Raw genomic sequence first — 20,474 nt, 5'->3', positions numbered from 1 at the left:
CGTCTCCCCGGTCAGCGGCGTGGTGGCCCGCCTCCTACTCCCCACCACCAACCCCCCCCCCCCCACCCCCCCCCCCCCCCCCCCCCCCCCCCGGCGCCGGCCCCCCCCCCCCCCCCCCCCCCCCCCCCCCCCCCCCCGGCCGGCCCCCCCCGCTGCTGTACTACTGGCTAACCCGTCAGGTCGTCCACTGTGGGGGACTCGTTGCGGGAGAGGGTGATTCCGAGGTTGGCGGCGGTGCGGTCTACCTCGTCGTCGCTTTGTTGGAGTTGGATGGCGGTGCCGGCGGAGAGGACCTCTACGTTGAGGCAGAGGGACTGGAGTTCTTTGAGGAGGACCTTGAAGGACTCCGGGACGCCGGGCTCGGGGATGTTCTCGCCCTTGACGATTGCCTCGTACACCTTGACGCGGCCGACGATGTCGTCGGATTTGATGGTGAGCAATTCTTGCAGGGTGTAGGCGGCGCCGTAGGCCTGCATGGCCCAGCACTCCATCTCACCGAAACGCTGACCACCGAACTGCGCCTTACCACCCAACGGCTGCTGCGTGATCATCGAGTACGGACCCGTCGACCGCGCGTGAATCTTGTCGTCCACCAAGTGATGCAACTTCAAGATGTACATGTAGCCCACCGCCACCGGATACGGGAACGGCTCACCCGAACGACCGTCGAACAGCGTCGCCTTGCCGTCGGCCCCGACCATGACCTCACCGTCACGGTTGGGCAGAGTCGAGCCCAGCAGCCCGGTCAGCTCGTCCTCGCGGGCGCCGTCGAACACCGGGGTGGCGATATTGGTGTCCGGCTCGGCGGACAACAATTCCTCCGGCAGGCGTTGCGCCCAGTCCGGACGCGTGCCGTCGGCGAGCTGAATGTTCCAGCCCGCCTTACCGATCCAGCCCAAGTGGGTTTCCAGGATCTGGCCGATGTTCATACGACGCGGCACACCGTGCGTATTCAGGATGATGTCCACGGGAGTGCCGTCCGGCAGGAACGGCATGTCCTCCTTCGGCAAAATCTTGCCGATCACACCCTTGTTGCCGTGACGACCCGCGAGCTTGTCACCGTCCTGAATCTTGCGCTTCTGGGCGACATACACCCGCACGAGCTCGTTCACACCCGGCGGCAGATCGTCGTCGTCCTCACGCGAGAACACCCGGATACCGATCACCTTGCCCGACTCGCCGTGCGGCACCTTCAACGAGGTATCACGCACCTCGCGCGCCTTCTCACCGAAGATCGCGCGCAACAGGCGCTCCTCGGGGGTCAGCTCGGTCTCACCCTTCGGCGTGACCTTACCGACCAGGATGTCACCGTCACGAACCTCGGCACCGATGCGGACAATGCCCCGCTCATCGAGATCCGCCAAGACCTCATCCGAGACATTCGGAATGTCCCGCGTGATCTCCTCGGCACCCAATTTGGTGTCACGAGCGTCGACCTCGTGCTCCTCGATGTGAATCGAGGTCAGCACATCTTCTTCCACGACGCGCTGCGAGAGAATGATCGCGTCCTCGTAGTTGTGGCCCTCCCACGGCATGATCGCCACCAGAAGGTTCTTGCCGAGCGCCATCTCACCGTTCTCGGTGGACGGACCATCGGCCAGAACCTGACCCTGCTCGACCCGGTGCCCCTCGTCCACGATCGGACGCTGGTTGGCGCACGTGCCCTGATTCGACCGCGAGAACTTCCGCATGCGATAACTACGACGAGTGCCATCATCGTGCATCACGGTGATGTAGTCAGCCGAAACCTCTTCGACCACACCGGCTTTCTCGTTCACGACCATGTCGCCCGCATCGACCGCCGCACGCAACTCCATGCCCGTGCCGACCAAAGGCGCTTCGGTGCGGATCAGCGGCACGGCCTGCTTCTGCATGTTCGCGCCCATCAGGGCACGGTTGGCGTCGTCGTGCTCGAGGAACGGGATCATGGCGGTCGCCACCGAAACCATCTGGCGCGGTGAGACATCCATGTAGTCGACCTCGTCGACGCTGACCAGTTCGACCTCGGAGTTCTTGCGGCGCACCGGAATACGGCGCTCCAGGAAGCGGCCCTCGGCATCGAGCGGCTCGTTCGCCTGCGCCACCACATGCAGGTCTTCCTGGTCGGCGGTCAGGTAGACCACCTCGTCGGTCACCTTGCCGTCCAGCACTTTTCGGTACGGCGTCTCGATGAAACCGAACGGGTTCACTCGCGCGTACACCGACAGGTAACCGATCAGGCCGATGTTCGGGCCTTCCGGCGTCTCGATCGGGCACATGCGGCCGTAGTGGCTGTAGTGCACGTCGCGCACGTCCAGACCGGCGCGTTCGCGGCTCAGACCACCCGGACCGAGCGCCGACACGCGGCGCTTCTGCGTCAGGCTGGCGAGCGGATTGCGATGGTCGAGGAAGTTCGACATCTGCGAGGTGCCGAAGAACTCCTTCATGCCCGCGACGACGGGACGGATGTTCATCAGCGTCTGCGGTGTGATCGCCTCGACGTCCTGGGTGGTCATGCGCTCACGGACCACGCGCTCCATACGCGACAGGCCGACCCGGAACTGGTTCTGGATCAGCTCGCCGACCGTGCGCAGGCGACGGTTGCCGAAGTGGTCGATGTCGTCCACCTCGACCGGGACCTCGATACCACCGGGCGCGGTCATCGTCCGGTCGCCCGCGTGCAGGCGCAGCAGGTATTCGATGATCGTGACGATGTCTTCCTCGGTGAGCACCCGCGGGCCCGCGGCCTCGCCGGGGTGGGTGCCGAGCTTCTTGTTGATCTTGTAGCGGCCGACGCGAGCCAGGTCGTAGCGCTTCTCCTTGAAGAACAGATTCTCCAGCAGAGCCTGCGCCGACTCCTTCGTCGGCGGCTCGCCCGGACGCAGCTTGCGGTACACGTCCAGCAGCGCCTCGTCGGTGCCCGGGGTGTTGTCCTTCTCCAGGGTCGTCATCATGATCCCGGAGAAGCCGAACCGCTCGGTGATCTGTTCGCTGGTCCAGCCGAGCGCCTTGAGCAGCACCGACACTGGCTGCCGGCGCTTGCGGTCGATGCGTACGCCGACGGTGTCGCGCTTGTCGACGTCGAACTCCAGCCACGCGCCGCGCGACGGGATCACCCGTACGGCGTGCAGGTCCTTGTCGGTCGCCTTGTCGGTGGTGCGATCGAAGTAGACGCCCGGGGAACGCACCAGCTGCGAGACGATCACGCGCTCGGTGCCGTTGATGACGAAAGTGCCCATTTCGGTCATCATCGGGAAATCGCCCATGAAGACCGTCTGAGACTTGATCTCACCGGTGTTGTTGTTGATGAACTCCGCGGTGACGAACAACGGCGCCGCGTAGGTCATGTCCTTGTCCTTGCACTCGTCGACGGAGGCCTTGACCTCCTCGAAGCGCGGATCGGACAGCGTCAGCGACATGGTTTCGGCGAAGTCCTCGATGGGGCTGATCTCCTCGAGCACCTCCGCCAATCCGCTGACCGGCGAGGTGCCGCGCGCCTCGGCACGGGCACGCCAGGCGGGCGCGCCGATCAGCCAGCCGAACGACTCCGTCTGCACGTCGAGGAGGTCGGGGACCTCCAGTGGTTCACGGACTTTCGCGAAAGAGACACGCTTCGGTGCGCCGGGAATGGTCTGATTCGAGACTGCCAAGATGCGTCCTTCGTCACGGTATCTGCTTGACCTGCGGGCGGATTTCACATATCGCGCCGTTCCGGACGCCGTGCCGACCGACTCGACGGCAACACGCGAAAAGCGGCATGCAGACAAGTGCCACTTTCCATGGTTGGGCATTTCGAGAGTCGGACAGCACGCGACCCGGCGCGAAGACTCAAATTACACCCAGAATCGGGAGATGTCTAGAGACGCAAAGAAACAAGCACCTGATTTCCGGTGCCTTCCCATATTCATAATGGCATCGCACCGTGCGATCCGTCAAGTCGCGGGATCGGCCCTGTGACGAGCGACGTACTCATCGATCTCGGCAAGGTACCGCTCGCGCCGCGCCGGCGTAATCCAGGAGGCGCGGAACGAGTTTCGGGCCAGCTCGGCCAGCTGCTCCCGGCTCAGTCCGGCCTGTTCGGCCAGGGCCGTGTAGTTCTCGGCAGCGTACGCGCCGAAATAGGCGGGGTCGTCGCTGTTCACCGTGACGGTCACACCGCGCTCCAGCAGCCCGGTGATCTCGGCCGATTTCATCTGCGCGGTGACGAACGAGTTGGAGACCGGACAGCAGGTGAAGGCGATGCCCTTGGACCTCGCGAACTCCACCAGGCGCTCGTCCTCGACGATGTTGGTGCCGTGGTCGATTCGGTCCACGGCGATGTCCTCGAGCGCCTGCCGGATGTGTTCGAGGGAGTTCTGCTGATCGATGTCGCAGTGCATGGTCAGCTGGAAGCCCTCGCGCCGCGCGCGCTCGAAGACGGCGGCGAACTTGCTCGGCGGGTTGCCGCGCTCGTCGGAGTCCAGGCCGACGCCGATGATCCAATTCCGGTACGGCAGCGCCTCCAGCAAGGTGGCCATCGCGTATTCGGCGGAGTGGTCGCGCAGGAAACACAGGATCAGCTCGGCCGAGATGCCTACCTCGCGGTGCGCCCGCACGATCGCCGAGCGGTAGCCGCCGATCACCGTGTCGAAGGAGACGCCGCGGCCGGTGTGGGCCTGCGGGTCGAAGAACATCTCGACGTGCCGCACGCCTTGGGCGTGCGCCCGGAGCAGGTATTCGTAGGCGAGGTCGTGGAAGTCCGGCGCGCGCTGCAGGACCCGCATGGCCGGGTAGTAGACCTGCAGGAAGGACGTCAGGTCGTGGAAGTCGTAGGTCTGCTTCACCTCGTCCACCGTGCGTTCGGGCAGCTCCACACCGTTGCGCCGGGCCAGCCGGAATTTCAGCTCCGGCTCCAGCGTGCCCTCGAGGTGCAGGTGCAGTTCGGCCTTGGGCAGTCCGCGCACGAAGGCGGCCAGGTCGCTCGACATACCTCCATGATCACCCCGCGCCCCGCGTTTCGCGCGCAAATAGCGGCGTGCCACATAGGACCGAAACTGTCCTATATCCCGATCAGGATGGGTTCATGACGGAACTCTCGCGACGCGCGCTGAACCGGACACTGCTGACCCGGCAGTTCCTGACCGAGCGGGTGACGATGCCCGCGCTGGAGGTGATCCGCCATCTGGTCGCGGTGCAGGGGCAGGAGCCGAACTGGCCGTATGTCGGGCTGTGGACGCGGCTTCGGGGCTTCCGGCACGACGAGCTGGAGGGCCTGCTGCGGGATCGGAAGGTGGTGCGATCCACCATGATTCGCCGCACCGTGCATCTGTCCACGGCGGAGGATTTCCGCTGGTTGCAGCCGACGGTGCGGGCGGCCGTCGAGTCGCTGCTGCGGTCGGCGTACTTCCGCGACGAGATCGCGGGACTGGATCTCGGTGAACTGGCCGCCGCGGGAAGGGGTTTGCTGACCGGTGCCACGCCCACCCGGCGGGAGCTGGGCAAGGTGCTGGCCGAACGGTTTCCGCGGCGGCATCCGGGACGGCTCGCCCAGTCGGTCGGGCTGCTGATGCCCCTTGTGCACGTGGGTGATTCGGGCGCGTGGGGCGGCTGGCGCACCCGGTACGTGTCGGTCGCGCTCGCGGAGGAATGGATCGGCGAGTCCCTGGAACGGCTGCCGCAACCGGAGACGATGGTGCTGCGATATCTCGCGGCGTTCGGTCCGGCGACCGTCGCGGATGTGCAGGCCTGGTCGGGCGTCACGCGGCTGACGGAGGTCGTGGAGCGGTTGCGGCCACGGCTGCGGATCGTCCGAGACGAGGACGGTCGCGAGCTGTTCGACCTGCCCGGGGCGCCACTGGCCGACCCGGAGTTGCCGGTGCCGGTGCGTTTCCTGCCCGCCTTCGACAACGCGCTCCTCGGGCATCGGGATCGGCGGCGCGTCATCAGCGACGAGGACCGGACGCGCATCGCCAAGGTGGCCTCGGCGGGCGTGCCGATGTACCTCGTCGACGGATTCGTCCACGGCCGTTGGGATTTGAGCGGTTCGACGCTGCGCATCACCCCGTGGCATCCGCTGTCGGCCGCCGACGAGGAGGCCGTGCGCGCGGAGGCGGCGCAGTTGCTGCCGTTCCTGTTGCCCGGAGGCGGCGAGATCGCGCTGACACCGGCCTGAGCGGACGCAGATCACCCCGGCACGGCGAGAATTGCCGCGCCGGCCCGGATTGTGTCCGTTAAGGCCGAATGCCTTGTGGCCTTCATGACGTGGCGCGATACGACGTGCTTCATCTACTATTTACGTACGTAGATAGTAGATTGCTCAACGGCGAGCAGAGAGGCGAGAGTCATGGCATATGTTCCTCGCGCAACGTTCACACTCACCGCGATTGCCGCGGTGATCGTCGGAGGGGTCGGCCTGGTGACAGGCCCGGCCGCGGCGGAATCCCACACGTCGACGGTCCACCCCACGGCGGCCTGCGCCTGGGACGGCGCCGCGCATCACCCCGGCGCGACCGTGGTCGCGGGTGGCCGCGAGTATCGTTGCGGGGCAGACAGTCTCGGCGCACCGTACTGGTTCGCCGGAGCCTCGACCGATCGCCTCGACACCGTCGCCAACCCGGGTGCCCGCACCGATCCCGCCGGGCAGTTCAGCGCCGGGGCTCGCCAGCCCGGCACCTCGTACAACGACTACTGCAGCGGCAACCAGCTGATCCCCGGCACCGAGGACATCTACCAGGTGGTCCGGGCCGCCGACGGGCGGCTGTTCTGGAAGGCCGCCGGGCCCGTAGCGGGCTGGCACTTCGGCGCGGGAACGGCCCGCCCCGAAGCGACTTGGCGCACCGCCTCGCTCTGCTACGACGGCAACATGGCCTGATCGCCCACTCGGCGAGCGCGATTCAGCTCGCCGAGTAGCCGCCAGGTTCGGCGCTGGTCCTCGGAGGTGGTCAGGCCGGTCTGCGAGAAGACCACATCGGTCGCGCCCGCGGCGAAGTATTCCTCGACGCGGGCGGCGATGTGCTCCTCGTCGCCGATGACGACCAGGTCGGCGGCGCGGGAGACGCCGGAGAGGCCGATCATGCGGGTGTAGGACGGGATGGAGTCGTAGAAGGCCGTCTGCTCGGCCGCCGCCTCGCGGGCTCGGTCGACATCGGCGGTGACGACTCCGGGAACCAGCACGACCGTGCGCGGGCGGTTCCGCCCGGCCCGCGCCGCGGCGCGCTCGATCGGAGCGACGACGTGTTCGGCCAGTGCCCGCGGACTCACCAGGAAGGGCAGCGTGCCGTCGGCCAGTTCGCCGGTGGCCCGCAAGGCCTGTGGTCCCATGGCCGCCACCAGGATCGGCACCCGCGGCTCGGCGCCGGCGACCGCGGCGGGCATAGGGTTCGCCGCCGTTATCGTCTCGCCCTGGAAATCGACTGTGCCGGTGTCGAATACGGAGTTCAGCACGGTGACGAATTCGCGCAGGCGGGCGATCGGGCGCGCGAAGCCGGTCCCGAAGACCTGTTCGGTGGTGGCCGCGGTGCCGAGCGCCAGCCCGAGCATGAAACGCCCGCCCGTCGCCGCCTGCGCGGTCTGGGCCTGGCTCGCGACCAGCAGTGGATGGCGGCCCGAAATCGGCACGGCGGACGTGCCCACCTCGATACCCGGCACTTCGCGCCCCACCACGGCGGACACCAGCACGGCGTCGTGCGAGAAACCCTGCCCGAACCACAGCGAACTCAGCCCGGCCCCGGCCGCCTCCCGGCCGATGGCGACGGCCGCATCCACCGCATTGCCGGTGGCATCGAGCGCGAACGGCGATACCGCAATTCCAATGCTCACCCCAGGCCCAACCCCCGCCGCGAGCGAACCGATTCCCCCATGACCGTTTTCCGCTCAATCGGCGCCTTCGCGGTTTTCCAGGCCGACCGCGGCGAGCAGTTCGCGGCGGTCCTGTTGGAGTTCGGGGTTATCGGTGCCGACGGCCTGCATCAGGTCGGCGAGGCCGTCGGCGATCGCGTTGAGTTTCTGCTGGACGGCGGCGTCGGCGCGGCGCTGGGTGTTCTGCAGGAGGGCGACGAGGAGGAAAGTGATGACCGTCGTCACCGTGTTGATGATCAGCTGCCAGGTGTCGAGGTCGGTCAGGAGAATCGTGGGCGCCCAGAGGACGACGATGAGCGCGCAGGCGGTGAAAAACCACGCCTGCGAGACGCGATCCGCGACGACGGTCGCGAAGCGGTCGAACACCGACCGGTCGTCACCTACCTGGCTCGGCAGCACGGCCTGATCGCCCCGAGAGTTGTTGTCGGACATCGTCCCTCCTGCTCGGGGCGGGTTTCGCGGCCCCAATCCGCACTTCGCTGAGCGCTGACGAGATACCCGCGCAGCGGGTCGCGAAACGCCCGTCAGTTGCTCCGGGTGTGCCCGAGATGCACCGCATTTGGCGCCCCGCTAGTTTCGTGGAGAACATTCACTCGGATCGGCGATCCCGGTCCGCCCGCAGCACCGCCTGATGGAGGAAAACCGTGCGCATCCTGCTGGTCGCCAGCGCATTCAACAGTCTCACGCAGCGGGTGCACACCGAGCTACGGGAACGCGGGCACCGAGTCGGCGTCGAACTGGCGCTGGGCGACGATCTGCTGCGCGCGCGGGTGAGCCATTTCCGGCCGGACCTGATTCTGGCTCCGATGCTCACTTCGGCGATTCCGGAGGACATCTGGACTGCCTATCCCGTCCTGATCGTGCATCCGGGTCCCAAGGGCGACCGTGGACCGTCCTCGCTGGACTGGGCCATTCAGGAGGGCGCTCCGGAGTGGGGCGTCACCGTGTTGCAGGCGGTCGCGGAGATGGACGCCGGGCCGATCTGGGCCTCCGAGCCCTTCCCGGTCGCGGCGTGCGGCAAGAGCGAGCTGTATCGCAACGAGGTCTCCGACGCGGCCGTGCGCGCGGTGCTGCTCGCCGTCGAGCGCTTCGCCGACAGCCGGTTCATGCCCGAACCGCTCGACTACAGCCGCCCCGACGTGCGCGGACAGCTGCGGCCCTACCACGCCCAGGAGTACCGCCGCATCGACTGGTCGGCCGACGACACCGCCACCGTGCTGCGGCGGCTGCGCGCCGCCGACTCCCAGCCGGGCGTGCTGGACGAGCTGTTCGGGCGGCAGTACTTCCTGCACGGCGGGCACAACGAGGATCGGCTGCGCGGCTTCCCCGGCTCGGTGATCGCGACCCGCGACGGCGCGATCTGCCGGGCCACCGTCGACGGCGCGGTGTGGCTGCCGCAGTTGCGGCCGCGGCGTACGCCGGGCGGACCGGCCACATTCAAGCGGCCCGCGGTCGACGAGCTGGGCCCCGAGTTGCTCGCCGGAGTTCCGGAGGTTCCGGTGACGCCGTTCGAGGCGGCCACCCGGGACACGTGGTCGGAACTGCGGTACCGCGAGCACGGCGAGGTCGGCTATCTGGAATTCGCGTTCGCGGGCGGTGCGATGAGTACCGATCAGTGCCGCCGGCTGCTGGCCGCCTACCGTCAGGCCGCGCAACGGCCGGTGGCCGTGCTGGTGCTGGGTCCGCCGCGGGACTTCTTCTCCAACGGCATCCACCTCAATGTCATCGAGGCGGCGGACGATCCGGCCGAGGAGTCCTGGTACAACATCAACGCGATGAACGACCTGGTCGAGGCGATCCTGACCACCACAGACAAGCTGGTCATCTCGGCCCTGGCGGGCAATGCGGCCGCGGGCGGGGTGATGCTGGCGCTGGCCGCCGACGAGGTGTGGTGCCGCGAGTCGGTCGTGTTGAATCCGCACTACCGGCTGATGGGACTGCACGGGTCGGAGTACTGGACCTACACGCTGCCGCGGCGGGTCGGCAGCGAGGTCGCCGACCGGCTCACCCGCGAGACGCTGCCGGTCGGGGCCCGGCGCGCGGCGGCGATCGGCCTGGCGGACCGGGTGGCCCCGGGCAGTGCCGAGGAGTTCCGGGCGTGGGTGCGCGGAGAGGCCGAGGCGATGGCCGCGGCGCCGGAGCTGGCGGACCGGTTGGTCGCGAAGAAGCAGCGCCGCGCCGCGGACGAGGCCGCGAAGCCGCTGTCTGCCTACCGGGATTACGAACTGGCGCAAATGCGCCAGAACTTCTACGGCGAGCACGAGCCCTACCACCGGCTACGCCGAAACTTCGTGCACAAGGTACGTCCGCAGGTGACACCGACCCACCTACTAGCCTGAGCCGCTGATCCAGCGGCACGAAGCTTTCACAATGCAATCCCCAACCCGCACCGGATTGAACTATCGTCCGGTCACGGATTGATAACTGCTGTTGCCATTGGAGAACATCGCCGTGCTCGAGCTCGACCATTTCAACCATGGGTTGCTGACACCCATTCTCGCGTATCTCATGTCTTTCATCGGCTCTGTGCTCGGCCTTCGCTGTGCCGTCCACGCCCGATCGTCGCGGTGGCCGGGCGGCTGGCTCGTCGCCGCGGCGGTGGCGCTGGGTGGTTGCGGCATCTGGGTCATGCACTTCACCGCCATGCTCGGTTTCTCCATTCAGGGCATGACCGTTCGCTACGACATTCCGATGACGTTGCTCAGCGCGGCCATCGCGATCGTGGTGGTGTGGATCGGGCTGTCCATCGTGGTGCGGGTGCGGCGGGAGATCCTGGCGCTACCCATCGGCGGCGCGGTCACCGGCGTGGGCGTGGCGGCCATGCACTACCTCGGGATGTCCGCGATGCACGCGGGCGCGCACGTGGAGTACGGCATGGGGCTGGTGACGCTGTCGGTCGTGATCGCGGTGGTCGCGGCGACGGCGGCGCTGTGGTTCATGCTGCACGTGCACGGCTTCGGCGCGACCCTCGGCGCGGCGGTGATCATGGGTCTGGCGGTGTGCGGCATGCACTACACCGGTATGGCGTCCATGAGCGCGCACCACGGTGATCATGCCGTGGGCGGCAGCGGTGTGGAGCCGGTGGAACTGCTCACTCCACTGATCATGACGGTCACGCTGGTGACCATGATGCTGATCGTGCTGGTCGGCCTCGCCGAGGTGGACGCACCGTCGCGACGCGAGGCCGACGCGCTGGAGCAGGAGCCCGAGCTGGCCGACAGCGGACGCAGCTGGCCGCGCCTCGACCCCTTCTCCGACGCGCCGAGCCAGCCCGTCCGCGCGCCCCGGCCACCGCAGCAACCGCAGCAATCCGTCCCCACCTCGGTCAGCCTGCGGGCCGCCAGCAACCGAGCCGCCGACAACGGGCCGGGGCTGGGCCGCTCCGCACGCTGACCCGCCATCGGCGGCTGGTCGTTCCGTCAATTCTTACCGCCGCCCCTGGGCCCCGCCACCGACCCCGACCCGGCCTCGTCATTCCGGCATGCTCTTGGCCGGAATCCATTCGCGCGACGTGGATCCCGGCCAAAAGCGCGCCGGGATGACGAGGCGGGACGGGCGACGACGAGGCGGGACGGGGACGGGCTGGCGTGGCTAGTCGGCGACCGTCAGGACCGTTCCCGCGGCGACGGTGCGGCCGCCCTCTCGGACGGCGAAGCCGAGGCCGGGTTCGAGGGGGATCGGGTGGCCGAGGGTGACGGTCAGTTCTACCGTCGAGCCGGGGGTTACCACCTGGGTGTCGAGGGTGACGTCGCCGACGACGTCGCCCGTGCGGATGTAGAACTGCGGGCGGTAGCCGGTGGTGATCGGCGTGCGCCGGCCGCCCTCCGCCGCCGACAGCAGGTGCACCCGGGCGGTGAACCGGGTGTGCACGCGCACGCTGCCGACCGCCGCCACCACCTGGCCGCGCCGCACCTGGGACCGTTGCACGCCACGCAGCAGCAGCGCGACGTTGTCCCCGGCTTCCGCGGATTCCATGGTGCGGCCGAAGGTTTCGACCCCGGTGACCACCGACTCCAGCGCGCCGTCGTAGCCGAGGATCTCGACCCGGTCGCCCATCCGGACCCGGCCGCGCTCCACCGCGCCGGTGACCACCGTGCCGCGGCCGGTGATGGTGAGCACGTTCTCGACCGGCAGCAGGAAGGGCGCGTCGGTATAGCGCACGGGGGTCGGGATGTAGGCGTCGACCGCGTCCAGCAGGCGCAGCAACTCACCTACCCAGTGCGGGTCGCCCGCCAGTGCCCGCAGTCCCGACACCGGCACCACCGGCGCACCGGAACCGTCGAAACCGTTGGCGCTCAACAGATCCCGGACCTCCAGCTCGACCAGCTCCAGCAGTTCGGGGTCGGCGCCGTCGGCCTTGTTCAAGGCCACCACGACGTGCTCGACACCGACCTGCCGGGCCAGCAGCACATGTTCGACGGTCTGCGGCATCACGCCGTCGTGCGCCGACAGCACCAGGATCGCGCCGTCCAGCTGGGCCGCGCCGGTGATCATGTTCTTCACGAAGTCGGCGTGGCCCGGCATGTCGACATGCGCGTAATGCCTTGCGGCCGTTTCATATTCGACATGCGCGATATTGACCGTGATGCCGCGCGCGGCCTCCTCCGGCGCGCGGTCGATACGCTCGAACGGCACGAAGGAAGCACCGCCTCGGGCGGCCAGCACCTTGGTGATGGCGGCCGTCAGCGTGGTCTTGCCGTGGTCGACGTGGCCCATGGTGCCGATGTTCAGGTGCGGCTTGGTGCGGACGAAGGCCTGCTTGGCCATGATGAAACTCTCCCTGGGAGTTGCGAATCGGAACCTCGCGCGCCGAGCCACCTTCCCCGGCCGAGGTCCCGGGGACATCCCGGGGAATGTCAGCGTCGGGCGCCGTCGAATGCGGATGCGACCGCCAGGGCAGCAGCCATCGCGCCCGCGACCGCGGGCGATGCGACGATGGACTGCCGGAACATGCGAATCATGGTGCCCGGTGCGGGACCACCCGCGCCACCGGTTTTTCGGCGAGCACGGCGGCCCGGACCCGCCCGGTGGCGGCGACCCGGGCGGGCTGTGCTGGAATCAGAGGGAACGGCGTGATGGACAGCGACAACGAAAGTCACTCGTAATGCGCATGGTGTGGCGGCGGCAGAGGCCGACGGACGACGACTACGGGCTGCTGGTGACCGTGGCGACAGTCTTCGACGAGACCACGGCCGGTGATGTGGCGCGGCTGCTGCGCGAGCACGGCATCCGGTCCACCCGGGGCCGCGCCGGCCGCGCCCGCAATCGCATGCGCATCCTGGTCTTTCCCGAGGACGCCCGGCGCGCCTACGACGTGCTGTTCCTGCACACCAGCTGACCGGCCGTTCCTATGCGCCCCAACCCTATCCACGTGCCCGATGCGGTGCTGGACGACCTGCGGCACCGGCTCGAACTCACCCGGTGGCCCGACGATGTGGGCAACGAGGATGGGTACTACGGGGTCAACCGCCGCTATCTGGAGCGCCTGGTCGACTACTGGCGCAGCGACTTCGACTGGCGCGCGGCCGAGGCACGGATCAACGCGTACGAGCACTACCGCGTCGAGATCGACGGCGTGCCGGTGCATTTCATGCGCAAACCGGGAGTCGGCCCCGCCCCCACGCCACTGATCCTGACCCACGGCTGGCCGTGGACGTTCTGGCATTGGGCCAAGGTGATCGATCCACTGGCCGACCCCGGCGCACACGGCGGCGATCCGGCCGAAGCGTTCGATGTCATCGTCCCGTCGTTCCCCGGCTTCGGGTTTTCCACACCGCTGACCGATCACCCCGATATGAACTTCTGGAAGGTCGCCGACCTCTGGCACGTCCTGATGACCGAGACCTTGGGGCACAGCCGGTACGCCGCCGCGGGATGTGACGTGGGGGCGCTGGTCACCGGTCAGCTGGGGCACAAGTACGCCGACGAACTGTTCGGCATCCACATAGGGTCGGGTTTGAAGTTGACGCTGTTCAACGGCGACCGGGCGTGGGATTACAGTGGCGGACAACCTATTCCGGACGGCCTACCCGCCGAGGTCCACGCCCGCGTCGTCGAATTCGATCGCCGCTTCGCCGTCCATCTGGCCGCGCATGTGCTCGATTCCAGCACGCTGGCCGTCGGGCTGTCGGACTCACCCGCCGGGCTGCTCGCGTGGATTCTGCGCCGGTGGCAGAGCTGGAGCGACAACGGTGGTGACCTGGAATCGGTATTCGGCGCGGACGATCTGCTCACGCACGCCACGATTTTCTGGGCGACGAACTCGATCGGCACCTCGATACGCACCTACGCCAACAATAATCGTTACCCGTGGACGCCGTCGCACGATCGGTGGCCGGTGGTGGAAGCGCCGACCGGCATCACCTTCGTCGCCCACGAGAACCCGCCGGGCGTCGGGACCGACCGCCGTGTCGAGCACTTCCTCGCCGACTCGCGCGCGAGTTGGTACAACCTGGTCAACGTCACCGCCCACGATCGCGGCGGTCATTTCATACCCTGGGAGACCCCGGACGAATGGGTGGACGATCTGCGGCGCACCTTCCGCGGACGGCGCTGAGCCGGGCGCACACGACGGTTTCATCGCGGGCCTCAGAAGCGCCGGGCGCCGCTGGCGGGCATCTCGGACAGGTCCGTCATCTGCACGCCCGTGCTGTTGGTTCCCGCGTGGATGACCTTCCCGTCGCCGGCGTAGAGGGCCGAGTGGCCGCCGCCGTAGAACGACACCATGTCACCGGGTTCCAACTCGTCCATGCCCACCGGGGTCCCGGCGGAGAGCTGCTCGTAGCTGGTGCGCGGCACGTCGACGCCGGCCTGCCCGTAGGACCACTGCACCAGGCCGGAGCAGTCGAAGGAGTCGGGGCCGGCGGCGCCGTAGCCGTAGGCCGCGCCGATCTTCGATTCCGCCGCTTCGACGGCCAGTTCACCGCGGGTCTTCTCGGGTGTCACGGGCGCGTCCGCCGCCTCCGGCACGCGGGGCGCGGGCAGCAGCGCCCGGAAATCGATGCCCGGAATGACGGACTGCAATTGCTTCACGATTCCGGTGACGGCCGCCTCCGAATGCGGCGCGACCTTCGGCGCCACCGGCTCGACGGCGGGCACGGTCTCCGGAATTTCCGCCGGTGCCTGAATTTCGATCGGTACCTCGATCGACCCGATACCCGGAACGGATATCTGCTGCGCCGAGGCTTGGCCCGTGGTCAGTAGGAGTGCTCCGAATGCTCCGAATACCACCGCCGCGGCCGCTGTCAGCCACCAGAACAGGCGCCGCGTGTTGCGGGTATATCGGACTTCGTCGGTTCCTGCCATGATGCGGTCCTCCGATCCTCTCGTCGAGACTCCGGTGGCGACGCCGTATTGCGTCGGCCGGGCCCTCGAACAGATTCGAAAAGTTCGCGTCTTTCATGTCAGTCCAGCCGGATCCGAGGTGCCATGATTCGCCCGCATTCATATGAATGCAAGCAGATAAGCAGACAAATGCGATAACAAGAAGATAAACAATAGAAAACCGTCAGATCTCGAAGAAATGCCCCGCAGCCGATTAATATTCGCCGCGGGGCATTTCCGAACGGGGCTCAGGCCGTGATCTGCTGCTCGATCCGCTCGGCCATGTCGCGCAGCCGAGCCGCGAATTCCCGGGCCGCGCCGGGATCACCGGTGGAGCTGCGAACCACCCGGCGGGTCAGGGCGGCGAGCCGGGACTCCACGGTGCTGAACAGATCGACCGGACGGTCGGCGGCCCGCTCCTGGCTCATCTCGCCGCGCAACCACGCTTGCAGGCGCTGCACGGCCAGATCCTTGTCGAAGCGTTCCGGCAGCACCGCCGCCGCCTCCCGCAGCTTGCCCGCGGTGATCTTCACCTCGTCGGCGGCCAGGGTGGCGTAGACGGTCACGGCCGCCTCCTCGCCGTGCTCGGCCGCCACCGGCAGCAGTTCCCGGATCTGGCCCTCGTTGATGCCCGGGGCCATCGGGTGCAGCTTGGCGGCCAGCGGCCAGGCGCGAATCAGCTTGTGGGCGTAGGAGCGCTGCATCTCCCAGCGCTGCTCGACATAGTCGTCGAAGGTGCCGTACTCGCTGCGGTACAGCCGCCCGTCGCGGACGATCTGCAGCGCCCGGCCCGCCGCCCAGAACGCCAGCCGCAGCGTGCCGATCGAGGATTCGCACGCCGACAGCTGTACCTGCTCGTGTTCGCTGAGCGGGCCGTCGCCGGGTGCGGGCAGCGGCATCGTCAGCACGTTCGCGGCCGGATCCGAGGGCACCACCGACAGATTCCGCGCCGAGCGCCGCCACTCCGCGTCGCGCAGCGGCGAGACGGGCGGGGTGTGCTCGGCGGTGTCGGCCAGCGGATTGACGGCGACGGCGGCATTGCCGGATTTGGCGCCGATCACGGATTTCCTGCGTTGCGGAGGCATCAGGCGGGCACCCCCAGCGCGACGCGATAGGGACTCACCAATTCGTCACCCACCTGCCGGTATTCGCCCAGATCGTGCAGTGGATTCTCGGCCCCCTCGCCGACTTCCCCATCGGCGGCTTCCCGATACCACTTCCAGGCGCTCAGATACGAGCCGAACACCTCGTAACCGGCGTCCTCCAACTGCGTCCGCTGGGTGCGATATTCGGTGGAGACGTTGACGCCCTTCTTCATCGTCACCGGAACCTTCGTCATCAGGACCCGGACCCGGATCTCGCGGGCCGCGTCGACGGCCGCCTCCTCGGCGGCCCGATAGGTACTGGGCACTCGCTTCACCTCCGAGGGACTCACGCTCGTCAACAGGACGAGCTCGTCGGTCGAGGGAATCGCGGCCTTGAAGATCTCCGCCGATTCGCCTCCGGCATCCACGATGATCACGTCGTAGTTCGCGGCATTGTCGGCGATGCAGTCGTCGACGTGCCGGGACGGAAACGCGATCAGCGTGAATGGCACATCCACTTCTCCTTTCTGTAGCCGCCGATACCAGGAATAGCCGGTCTGGCTCAGCGGGTCGGCATCGATGACCAGCACTCGCAACTCGTGTTCGAGGGCGAAGTAACCGGCGAGAAAAAAGGCGGAGGTGGTTTTCCCGACGCCGCCTTTCAGATTCCCCAGGGTGACTACCAAGGGTTTCGGCAGATCCAGTGATGCAGCGGAATTCGTCACGGACGGTCCTCCTTGCATGAGGAGAGCAACACTGTGCGCCGCTCAGTGTTACACGCATGTAAGTCGAACGCGGAGATTTGGCGGTGGGACGCGGTGTGTCCAATTGGACACAGGACGCTACAGTGATCACCGTGCACCGAATCTTCGTAGTCACGCCGCCCCCCGCCGCCTGAGCGGGGCGGTTTGCCGGCCGGTAGGCCATCGAGACATCTGCCCCGCGTCGTCGTCATGTCTTCCTTCGACGCAGGAGCACCTTTTCATGTCTGTCGACATCGTCGCGCCCGCGCGCGACCGTTCGGCGGCGGCACTGATCGCCGCCGGAATCCTCTGGGGCACGGGCGGACTCGCCGGGTCTCTGCTCGCGGACCGGGCCGGTCTGCGGCCGCTGTCCGTGGCCACCTATCGACTGTTGCTCGGCGGCGGCCTCGCGGTCGCACTGCTCGCCGTGACCGGCGGGTTGCGCGGGGTGCCGCGCACCCCGGCCGTGGGGCGGCGGGTACTGGTCACCGGCGGCCTGCTGGGCTGCTATCAGGCCAGTTATTTTGTTGCGGTGCAACATATTTCGGTCAGCTTGGCCACGATGGTGACAATCGGGACGCTGCCCGTGTTCGTCGCCCTCGGCGCGGCGGTGCGCGACCGCCGCGTACCGGGCCGGGCCACGCTGCTCGCGATCGCCCTCGCGGTGAGCGGGCTCATCCTGCTCACGTGGTCACCCGGCGGCGCCGCGAGCGGCTGGACGTTGGCCGCCGGGGTGGGCACGGCATTGCTCGCCGCGGCGGGGTTCGCCCTCATGACCCTGATCACCGCGACGCCCGTCGCGGGTCTGGATCCCTTGCGCACCACCGCTTTCGGCATGCTCACCGGCGGAGTACTGCTCACCCCGGCGGCGCTGGCGTCCGGGATGGCGCTGCCGCTGCGGCCCGATGTGCTACTCACGGCCGCCTATCTGGGCAGCGCGCCGACGGCACTCGCCTACACCGCCTATTTCCGCGGATTGCGCACTGCCGCACCGGTTCTCGCGGCACTGGCGGCCCTCCTCGAACCCCTCACCGCCGCCCTGCTGTCGGCAGTGCTCCTCGGTGACCGGCTCGGTGGCCCGGGATGGTGCGGCGCGGCCCTGTTGATCACCGCCCTGGCCATCAGCTACCGGCGGTGAGGCCACGGCGGCGCGCCGCCCTCAGCGGGACGTGGTGGTCTCCGAGGTCGGCTCGCCGCCGGTGGCCAGCACCGAGTGGCGTCGGCTGTAGGCGAAATAGATGATCAGGCCGAGCACGAACCACACCCCGAAACGGGCCCAGGTCTCCGGCTTCAGATAGGTGATCAGCCAGAGCGAGAAGCCGATGCCGACCAGCGGGACGATCGGCATCAGCGGGGTGCGGAAGCCGCGGGGCAGGTCGGGCCGGCGGTAGCGCAGCACGATCACGGCCGCGCACACCACCACGAAGGCCAGCAGGATCCCGATGTTGGTCAGCTCGGCCGCCTCCCCGATCGGGAGGAAGCCCGCGATCAGCGCCGACACCGAGCCCGCGATCCAGGTGATCCGGGTCGGCACGTGCCGGGTCGGGTGCGTCTTGGCGAACCACCTGGGCAGCAACCCGTCCCGGCTCATCGAGTACCAGATCCGGGTGACGCCGAGCATGAAGGTGAACAGCACGGTCATGATGCCGACGATGGCCCCGGCCGCGATCAGGCTGCCCAGGCCGGGCAGGCCGACCGATTCGAAGGCCGAGGACAGCCCGCTCTTCGGGTTGATCTCGGTGTAGTGCTGCATGCCCGTCAAGACCAGGCACACCAGCACGTACAGCACCATCGAGACGGCCAGCGACAGCAGGATCGCCTTGGGCAGATGACGTTTGGCGTCCACCGACTCCTCGGCCGCCGTCGACATCGCGTCGTAGCCGAACACGGCGAAGAACACCGTCGACGCACCGGTCACCGCGCCGCCGAACCCGAACGGGAAGTACGGGGTGTAGTTGCCGCTGTCGAGGTAGAACGCGCCGACCACGATCACCACCAGCACCACGACGACCTTGATCCCGACCACCACGGTCTCGAACCGCGCCGCCGCCTTGATGCCCCGGTTCAGCAGGAACGCGATCAGCAGGCACAGCAGCGCGGCGAAGAGGTCGACGTAGTGCCCGTCGCCGGTGCCGGGCGCGCCGAGCATCCACTCCGGCAGCGCGATGTCGAGCTGCTCGAGCAGGAACGAGATGTAGCCGGAGATGCCGATGGCCACCACCGCGACGATGGCGGTGTACTCCAGCAGCAGGTCCCAGCCGATCAGCCAGCCGACCGGTTCGCCGAGCACCGCGTAGCCGTAGGTGTAGGCCGATCCGGCCTTCGGGATCAGGCCCGCGAACTCGGCGTAGGACAGCGCGGCCGCGGCGCTGGCGACGCCCGCGATGAGGAACGAGATGAGCACCGCGGGACCGGCGGTGTCGTGGGCGACCGACCCGGCGAGCGCGAAGATCCCGGCCCCGATGATGCCGCCGACTCCGATGGCGGTCAGCTGCCACAGGCCCAGTACCCGCTGCAGTCCGCCGGCGGGTTCATCCTCGATCAGCTCGATGGGTTTGCGCCGGAAGAGGTCACGCATCGCTGGGCTCGCCGGCATGTGTCTGCTCCTTGCACTACCTGATCGGGATACCGTAAATGTGAGCGATAACAACGCCATTGTCCAGCATCAGCCGATCTGCCCCACACCTTCCGCCACCGGCGCGAGGGCGACGGTGATGTTGTCGGCGCCGCCGGAGCGCACCGCGTAGTCGGTCAGATCCTGTGCGGCGCGGCGCGGGTCGGCCCCGGTCGCCACGGCGGCGAGACCCTCGGCGTCGGGCAGGTAGTTCCACATCCCGTCGCTGCACAGCAACAGCACGCCGGGTCCGCGCACGCGCAGCGAGTGCACGGGAGTCTCGGCGGGGACGTGGTCGGAATCCGCGCCGAGCCAGCGCATCAGCACATGTGCGCGGGGATCGCGCATCGCGGCTTCCTCGTCCACGCCGCTCGCGACCAGCAGTTGCGCGAAGGAGTCGTCGGAGGTCAGCCGCCGCGAGGACGTGCCGGTCTCGTCGGCGCTGAGCCAATAGGCCCGGCTGTCACCGACATTCGTCACCGTGATCGCGCATTCGCCGTCACTGCCCGGCCGCAGCACCGCCGACACGTACGTGCACGACGGGGAGTGCCCGTCGCCCACGGACAGGCCGCGCACGGCCGCGAAGGCCGCCTCCAGCCCCTGGAGCAGCGCCTCCTCGGCCGTGCGGCCGGCCGCCAGCGCGGCCAGGCAGGCGGAGACGCCGCTGCGGACGGCCGCGCCCGCGGCGACCTGCGGATCGTCGGAGGTCGAGACGCCGTCGGAGACCGCGAGCACGATCGCCGGTCCGTCCGGCCGCTCGAGTACCGCCGCCGCGACGGCATCCTCGTTGCGCGCGTGCACGATTCCGCGATCGGTGACCAGGTGCACCGCGTCCAGGTCGGCCGCCCCGCGATCGGTCTCCAGCTCGGCGAGGGTCAGTACATTCACCGCATA

17 protein-coding genes are annotated in these 20,474 nt (G+C 68.2%); 7 read left to right on the top strand and 10 right to left on the bottom strand.

The window, feature by feature from the left end:
• Positions 1–167 precede the first annotated feature (167 nt).
• Both rpoB and add read right to left on the bottom strand, forming a co-directional pair.
• The gene (gene rpoB, locus QH470_RS17055; RefSeq protein ID WP_280273353.1) at positions 168–3,629 is read right to left on the bottom strand and encodes a DNA-directed RNA polymerase subunit beta; all 3,462 of its coding nucleotides are present in this window, start codon (positions 3,627–3,629) and stop codon (positions 168–170) included.
• Between the two features lie 282 nt (positions 3,630–3,911).
• Positions 3,912–4,946, bottom strand: a complete 1,035-nt coding sequence (gene add / locus QH470_RS17050) for an adenosine deaminase (RefSeq protein ID WP_280273352.1) — start codon at positions 4,944–4,946, stop codon at positions 3,912–3,914.
• 95 nt (positions 4,947–5,041) lie between these two features.
• On the opposite strand from add, the gene QH470_RS17045 reads away from it, so the two are divergent.
• Together QH470_RS17045 and QH470_RS17040 are read left to right on the top strand one after the other, a co-directional pair.
• Positions 5,042–6,130 (top strand): winged helix DNA-binding domain-containing protein, encoded by a 1,089-nt coding sequence (locus QH470_RS17045; RefSeq protein WP_280273351.1) that lies wholly within the window; start codon positions 5,042–5,044, stop codon positions 6,128–6,130.
• Between the two features lie 171 nt (positions 6,131–6,301).
• On the top strand, positions 6,302–6,829 hold the full coding sequence (locus QH470_RS17040) for a hypothetical protein (RefSeq protein ID WP_280273350.1): 528 nt from the start codon (positions 6,302–6,304) through the stop codon (positions 6,827–6,829).
• On the opposite strand, the gene QH470_RS17035 is transcribed toward QH470_RS17040, so the two are convergent.
• On the bottom strand, positions 6,808–7,776 hold the full coding sequence (locus tag QH470_RS17035) for a TIGR03564 family F420-dependent LLM class oxidoreductase (protein WP_280273349.1): 969 nt from the start codon (positions 7,774–7,776) through the stop codon (positions 6,808–6,810). The genes QH470_RS17040 and QH470_RS17035 overlap by 22 nt on opposite strands.
• A gap of 54 nt (positions 7,777–7,830) precedes the next feature.
• Positions 7,831–8,247 carry a low affinity iron permease family protein gene (locus QH470_RS17030; protein WP_280273348.1) on the bottom strand — a complete coding sequence of 139 codons (417 nt, stop codon included), beginning with the start codon at positions 8,245–8,247 and terminating at the stop codon, positions 7,831–7,833.
• A 212-nt stretch (positions 8,248–8,459) separates the two neighbouring features.
• On the opposite strand from QH470_RS17030, the gene QH470_RS17025 reads away from it, so the two are divergent.
• Together QH470_RS17025 and QH470_RS17020 are read left to right on the top strand one after the other, a co-directional pair.
• A complete protein-coding gene (locus QH470_RS17025) occupies positions 8,460–10,154 on the top strand; it encodes a hydrogenase maturation protein (RefSeq protein ID WP_280273347.1) in 1,695 nt (564 codons plus the stop codon).
• Between the two features lie 91 nt (positions 10,155–10,245).
• The gene (locus QH470_RS17020) at positions 10,246–11,208 is read left to right on the top strand and encodes an MHYT domain-containing protein (RefSeq protein WP_280273346.1); all 963 of its coding nucleotides are present in this window, start codon (positions 10,246–10,248) and stop codon (positions 11,206–11,208) included.
• Positions 11,209–11,406: 198 nt separating this feature from the next.
• On the opposite strand, the gene tuf is transcribed toward QH470_RS17020, so the two are convergent.
• Positions 11,407–12,582 (bottom strand): elongation factor Tu, encoded by a 1,176-nt coding sequence (gene tuf / locus QH470_RS17015; RefSeq protein WP_280273345.1) that lies wholly within the window; start codon positions 12,580–12,582, stop codon positions 11,407–11,409.
• 337 nt (positions 12,583–12,919) lie between these two features.
• Here tuf and QH470_RS17010 point away from each other — a divergent pair, with 337 nt between their 5' ends.
• Both QH470_RS17010 and QH470_RS17005 read left to right on the top strand, forming a co-directional pair.
• Positions 12,920–13,153, top strand: a complete 234-nt coding sequence (locus QH470_RS17010) for a hypothetical protein (protein WP_280273344.1) — start codon at positions 12,920–12,922, stop codon at positions 13,151–13,153.
• A gap of 12 nt (positions 13,154–13,165) precedes the next feature.
• The gene (locus tag QH470_RS17005) at positions 13,166–14,371 is read left to right on the top strand and encodes an epoxide hydrolase family protein (RefSeq protein ID WP_280273343.1); all 1,206 of its coding nucleotides are present in this window, start codon (positions 13,166–13,168) and stop codon (positions 14,369–14,371) included.
• A gap of 32 nt (positions 14,372–14,403) precedes the next feature.
• On the opposite strand, the gene QH470_RS17000 is transcribed toward QH470_RS17005, so the two are convergent.
• The 3 genes from QH470_RS17000 to QH470_RS16990 all read right to left on the bottom strand — a co-directional run bounded on the left by QH470_RS17000 (position 14,404) and on the right by QH470_RS16990 (position 16,948).
• Positions 14,404–15,120, bottom strand: coding sequence for a C40 family peptidase (locus QH470_RS17000; RefSeq protein ID WP_280273342.1), 717 nt, complete (start codon positions 15,118–15,120; stop codon positions 14,404–14,406).
• Positions 15,121–15,386: 266 nt separating this feature from the next.
• Positions 15,387–16,223 (bottom strand): hypothetical protein, encoded by an 837-nt coding sequence (locus QH470_RS16995; RefSeq protein ID WP_280273341.1) that lies wholly within the window; start codon positions 16,221–16,223, stop codon positions 15,387–15,389.
• The gene (locus QH470_RS16990) at positions 16,223–16,948 is read right to left on the bottom strand and encodes a ParA family protein (protein ID WP_280273340.1); all 726 of its coding nucleotides are present in this window, start codon (positions 16,946–16,948) and stop codon (positions 16,223–16,225) included. The genes QH470_RS16995 and QH470_RS16990 overlap by 1 nt, the downstream gene beginning before the upstream one ends.
• Positions 16,949–17,207: 259 nt before the next feature.
• Between QH470_RS16990 and QH470_RS16985 the strand changes: the two genes are divergently transcribed.
• Positions 17,208–18,104: a DMT family transporter gene (locus QH470_RS16985; protein ID WP_280273339.1), complete on the top strand. Its 897-nt coding sequence runs from the start codon at positions 17,208–17,210 to the stop codon at positions 18,102–18,104.
• Positions 18,105–18,125: 21 nt separating this feature from the next.
• Here QH470_RS16985 and QH470_RS16980 read toward each other — a convergent pair whose 3' ends face one another.
• Together QH470_RS16980 and QH470_RS16975 are read right to left on the bottom strand one after the other, a co-directional pair.
• On the bottom strand, positions 18,126–19,562 hold the full coding sequence (locus tag QH470_RS16980; RefSeq protein ID WP_280273338.1) for an amino acid permease: 1,437 nt from the start codon (positions 19,560–19,562) through the stop codon (positions 18,126–18,128).
• Between the two features lie 69 nt (positions 19,563–19,631).
• The gene (locus tag QH470_RS16975) at positions 19,632–20,468 is read right to left on the bottom strand and encodes a PP2C family protein-serine/threonine phosphatase (protein ID WP_280273337.1); all 837 of its coding nucleotides are present in this window, start codon (positions 20,466–20,468) and stop codon (positions 19,632–19,634) included.
• Positions 20,469–20,474: the final 6 nt, after the last annotated feature.

It is taken from the genome of Nocardia wallacei, from assembly GCF_029868745.1.
In the GTDB taxonomy this organism is placed as follows: Bacteria; Actinomycetota; Actinomycetes; order Mycobacteriales; family Mycobacteriaceae; genus Nocardia; species Nocardia wallacei_B.
The sequence above is the reverse complement of the archived record's forward strand: the minus strand, read 5'-3'. Positions and strand labels throughout refer to the sequence as shown.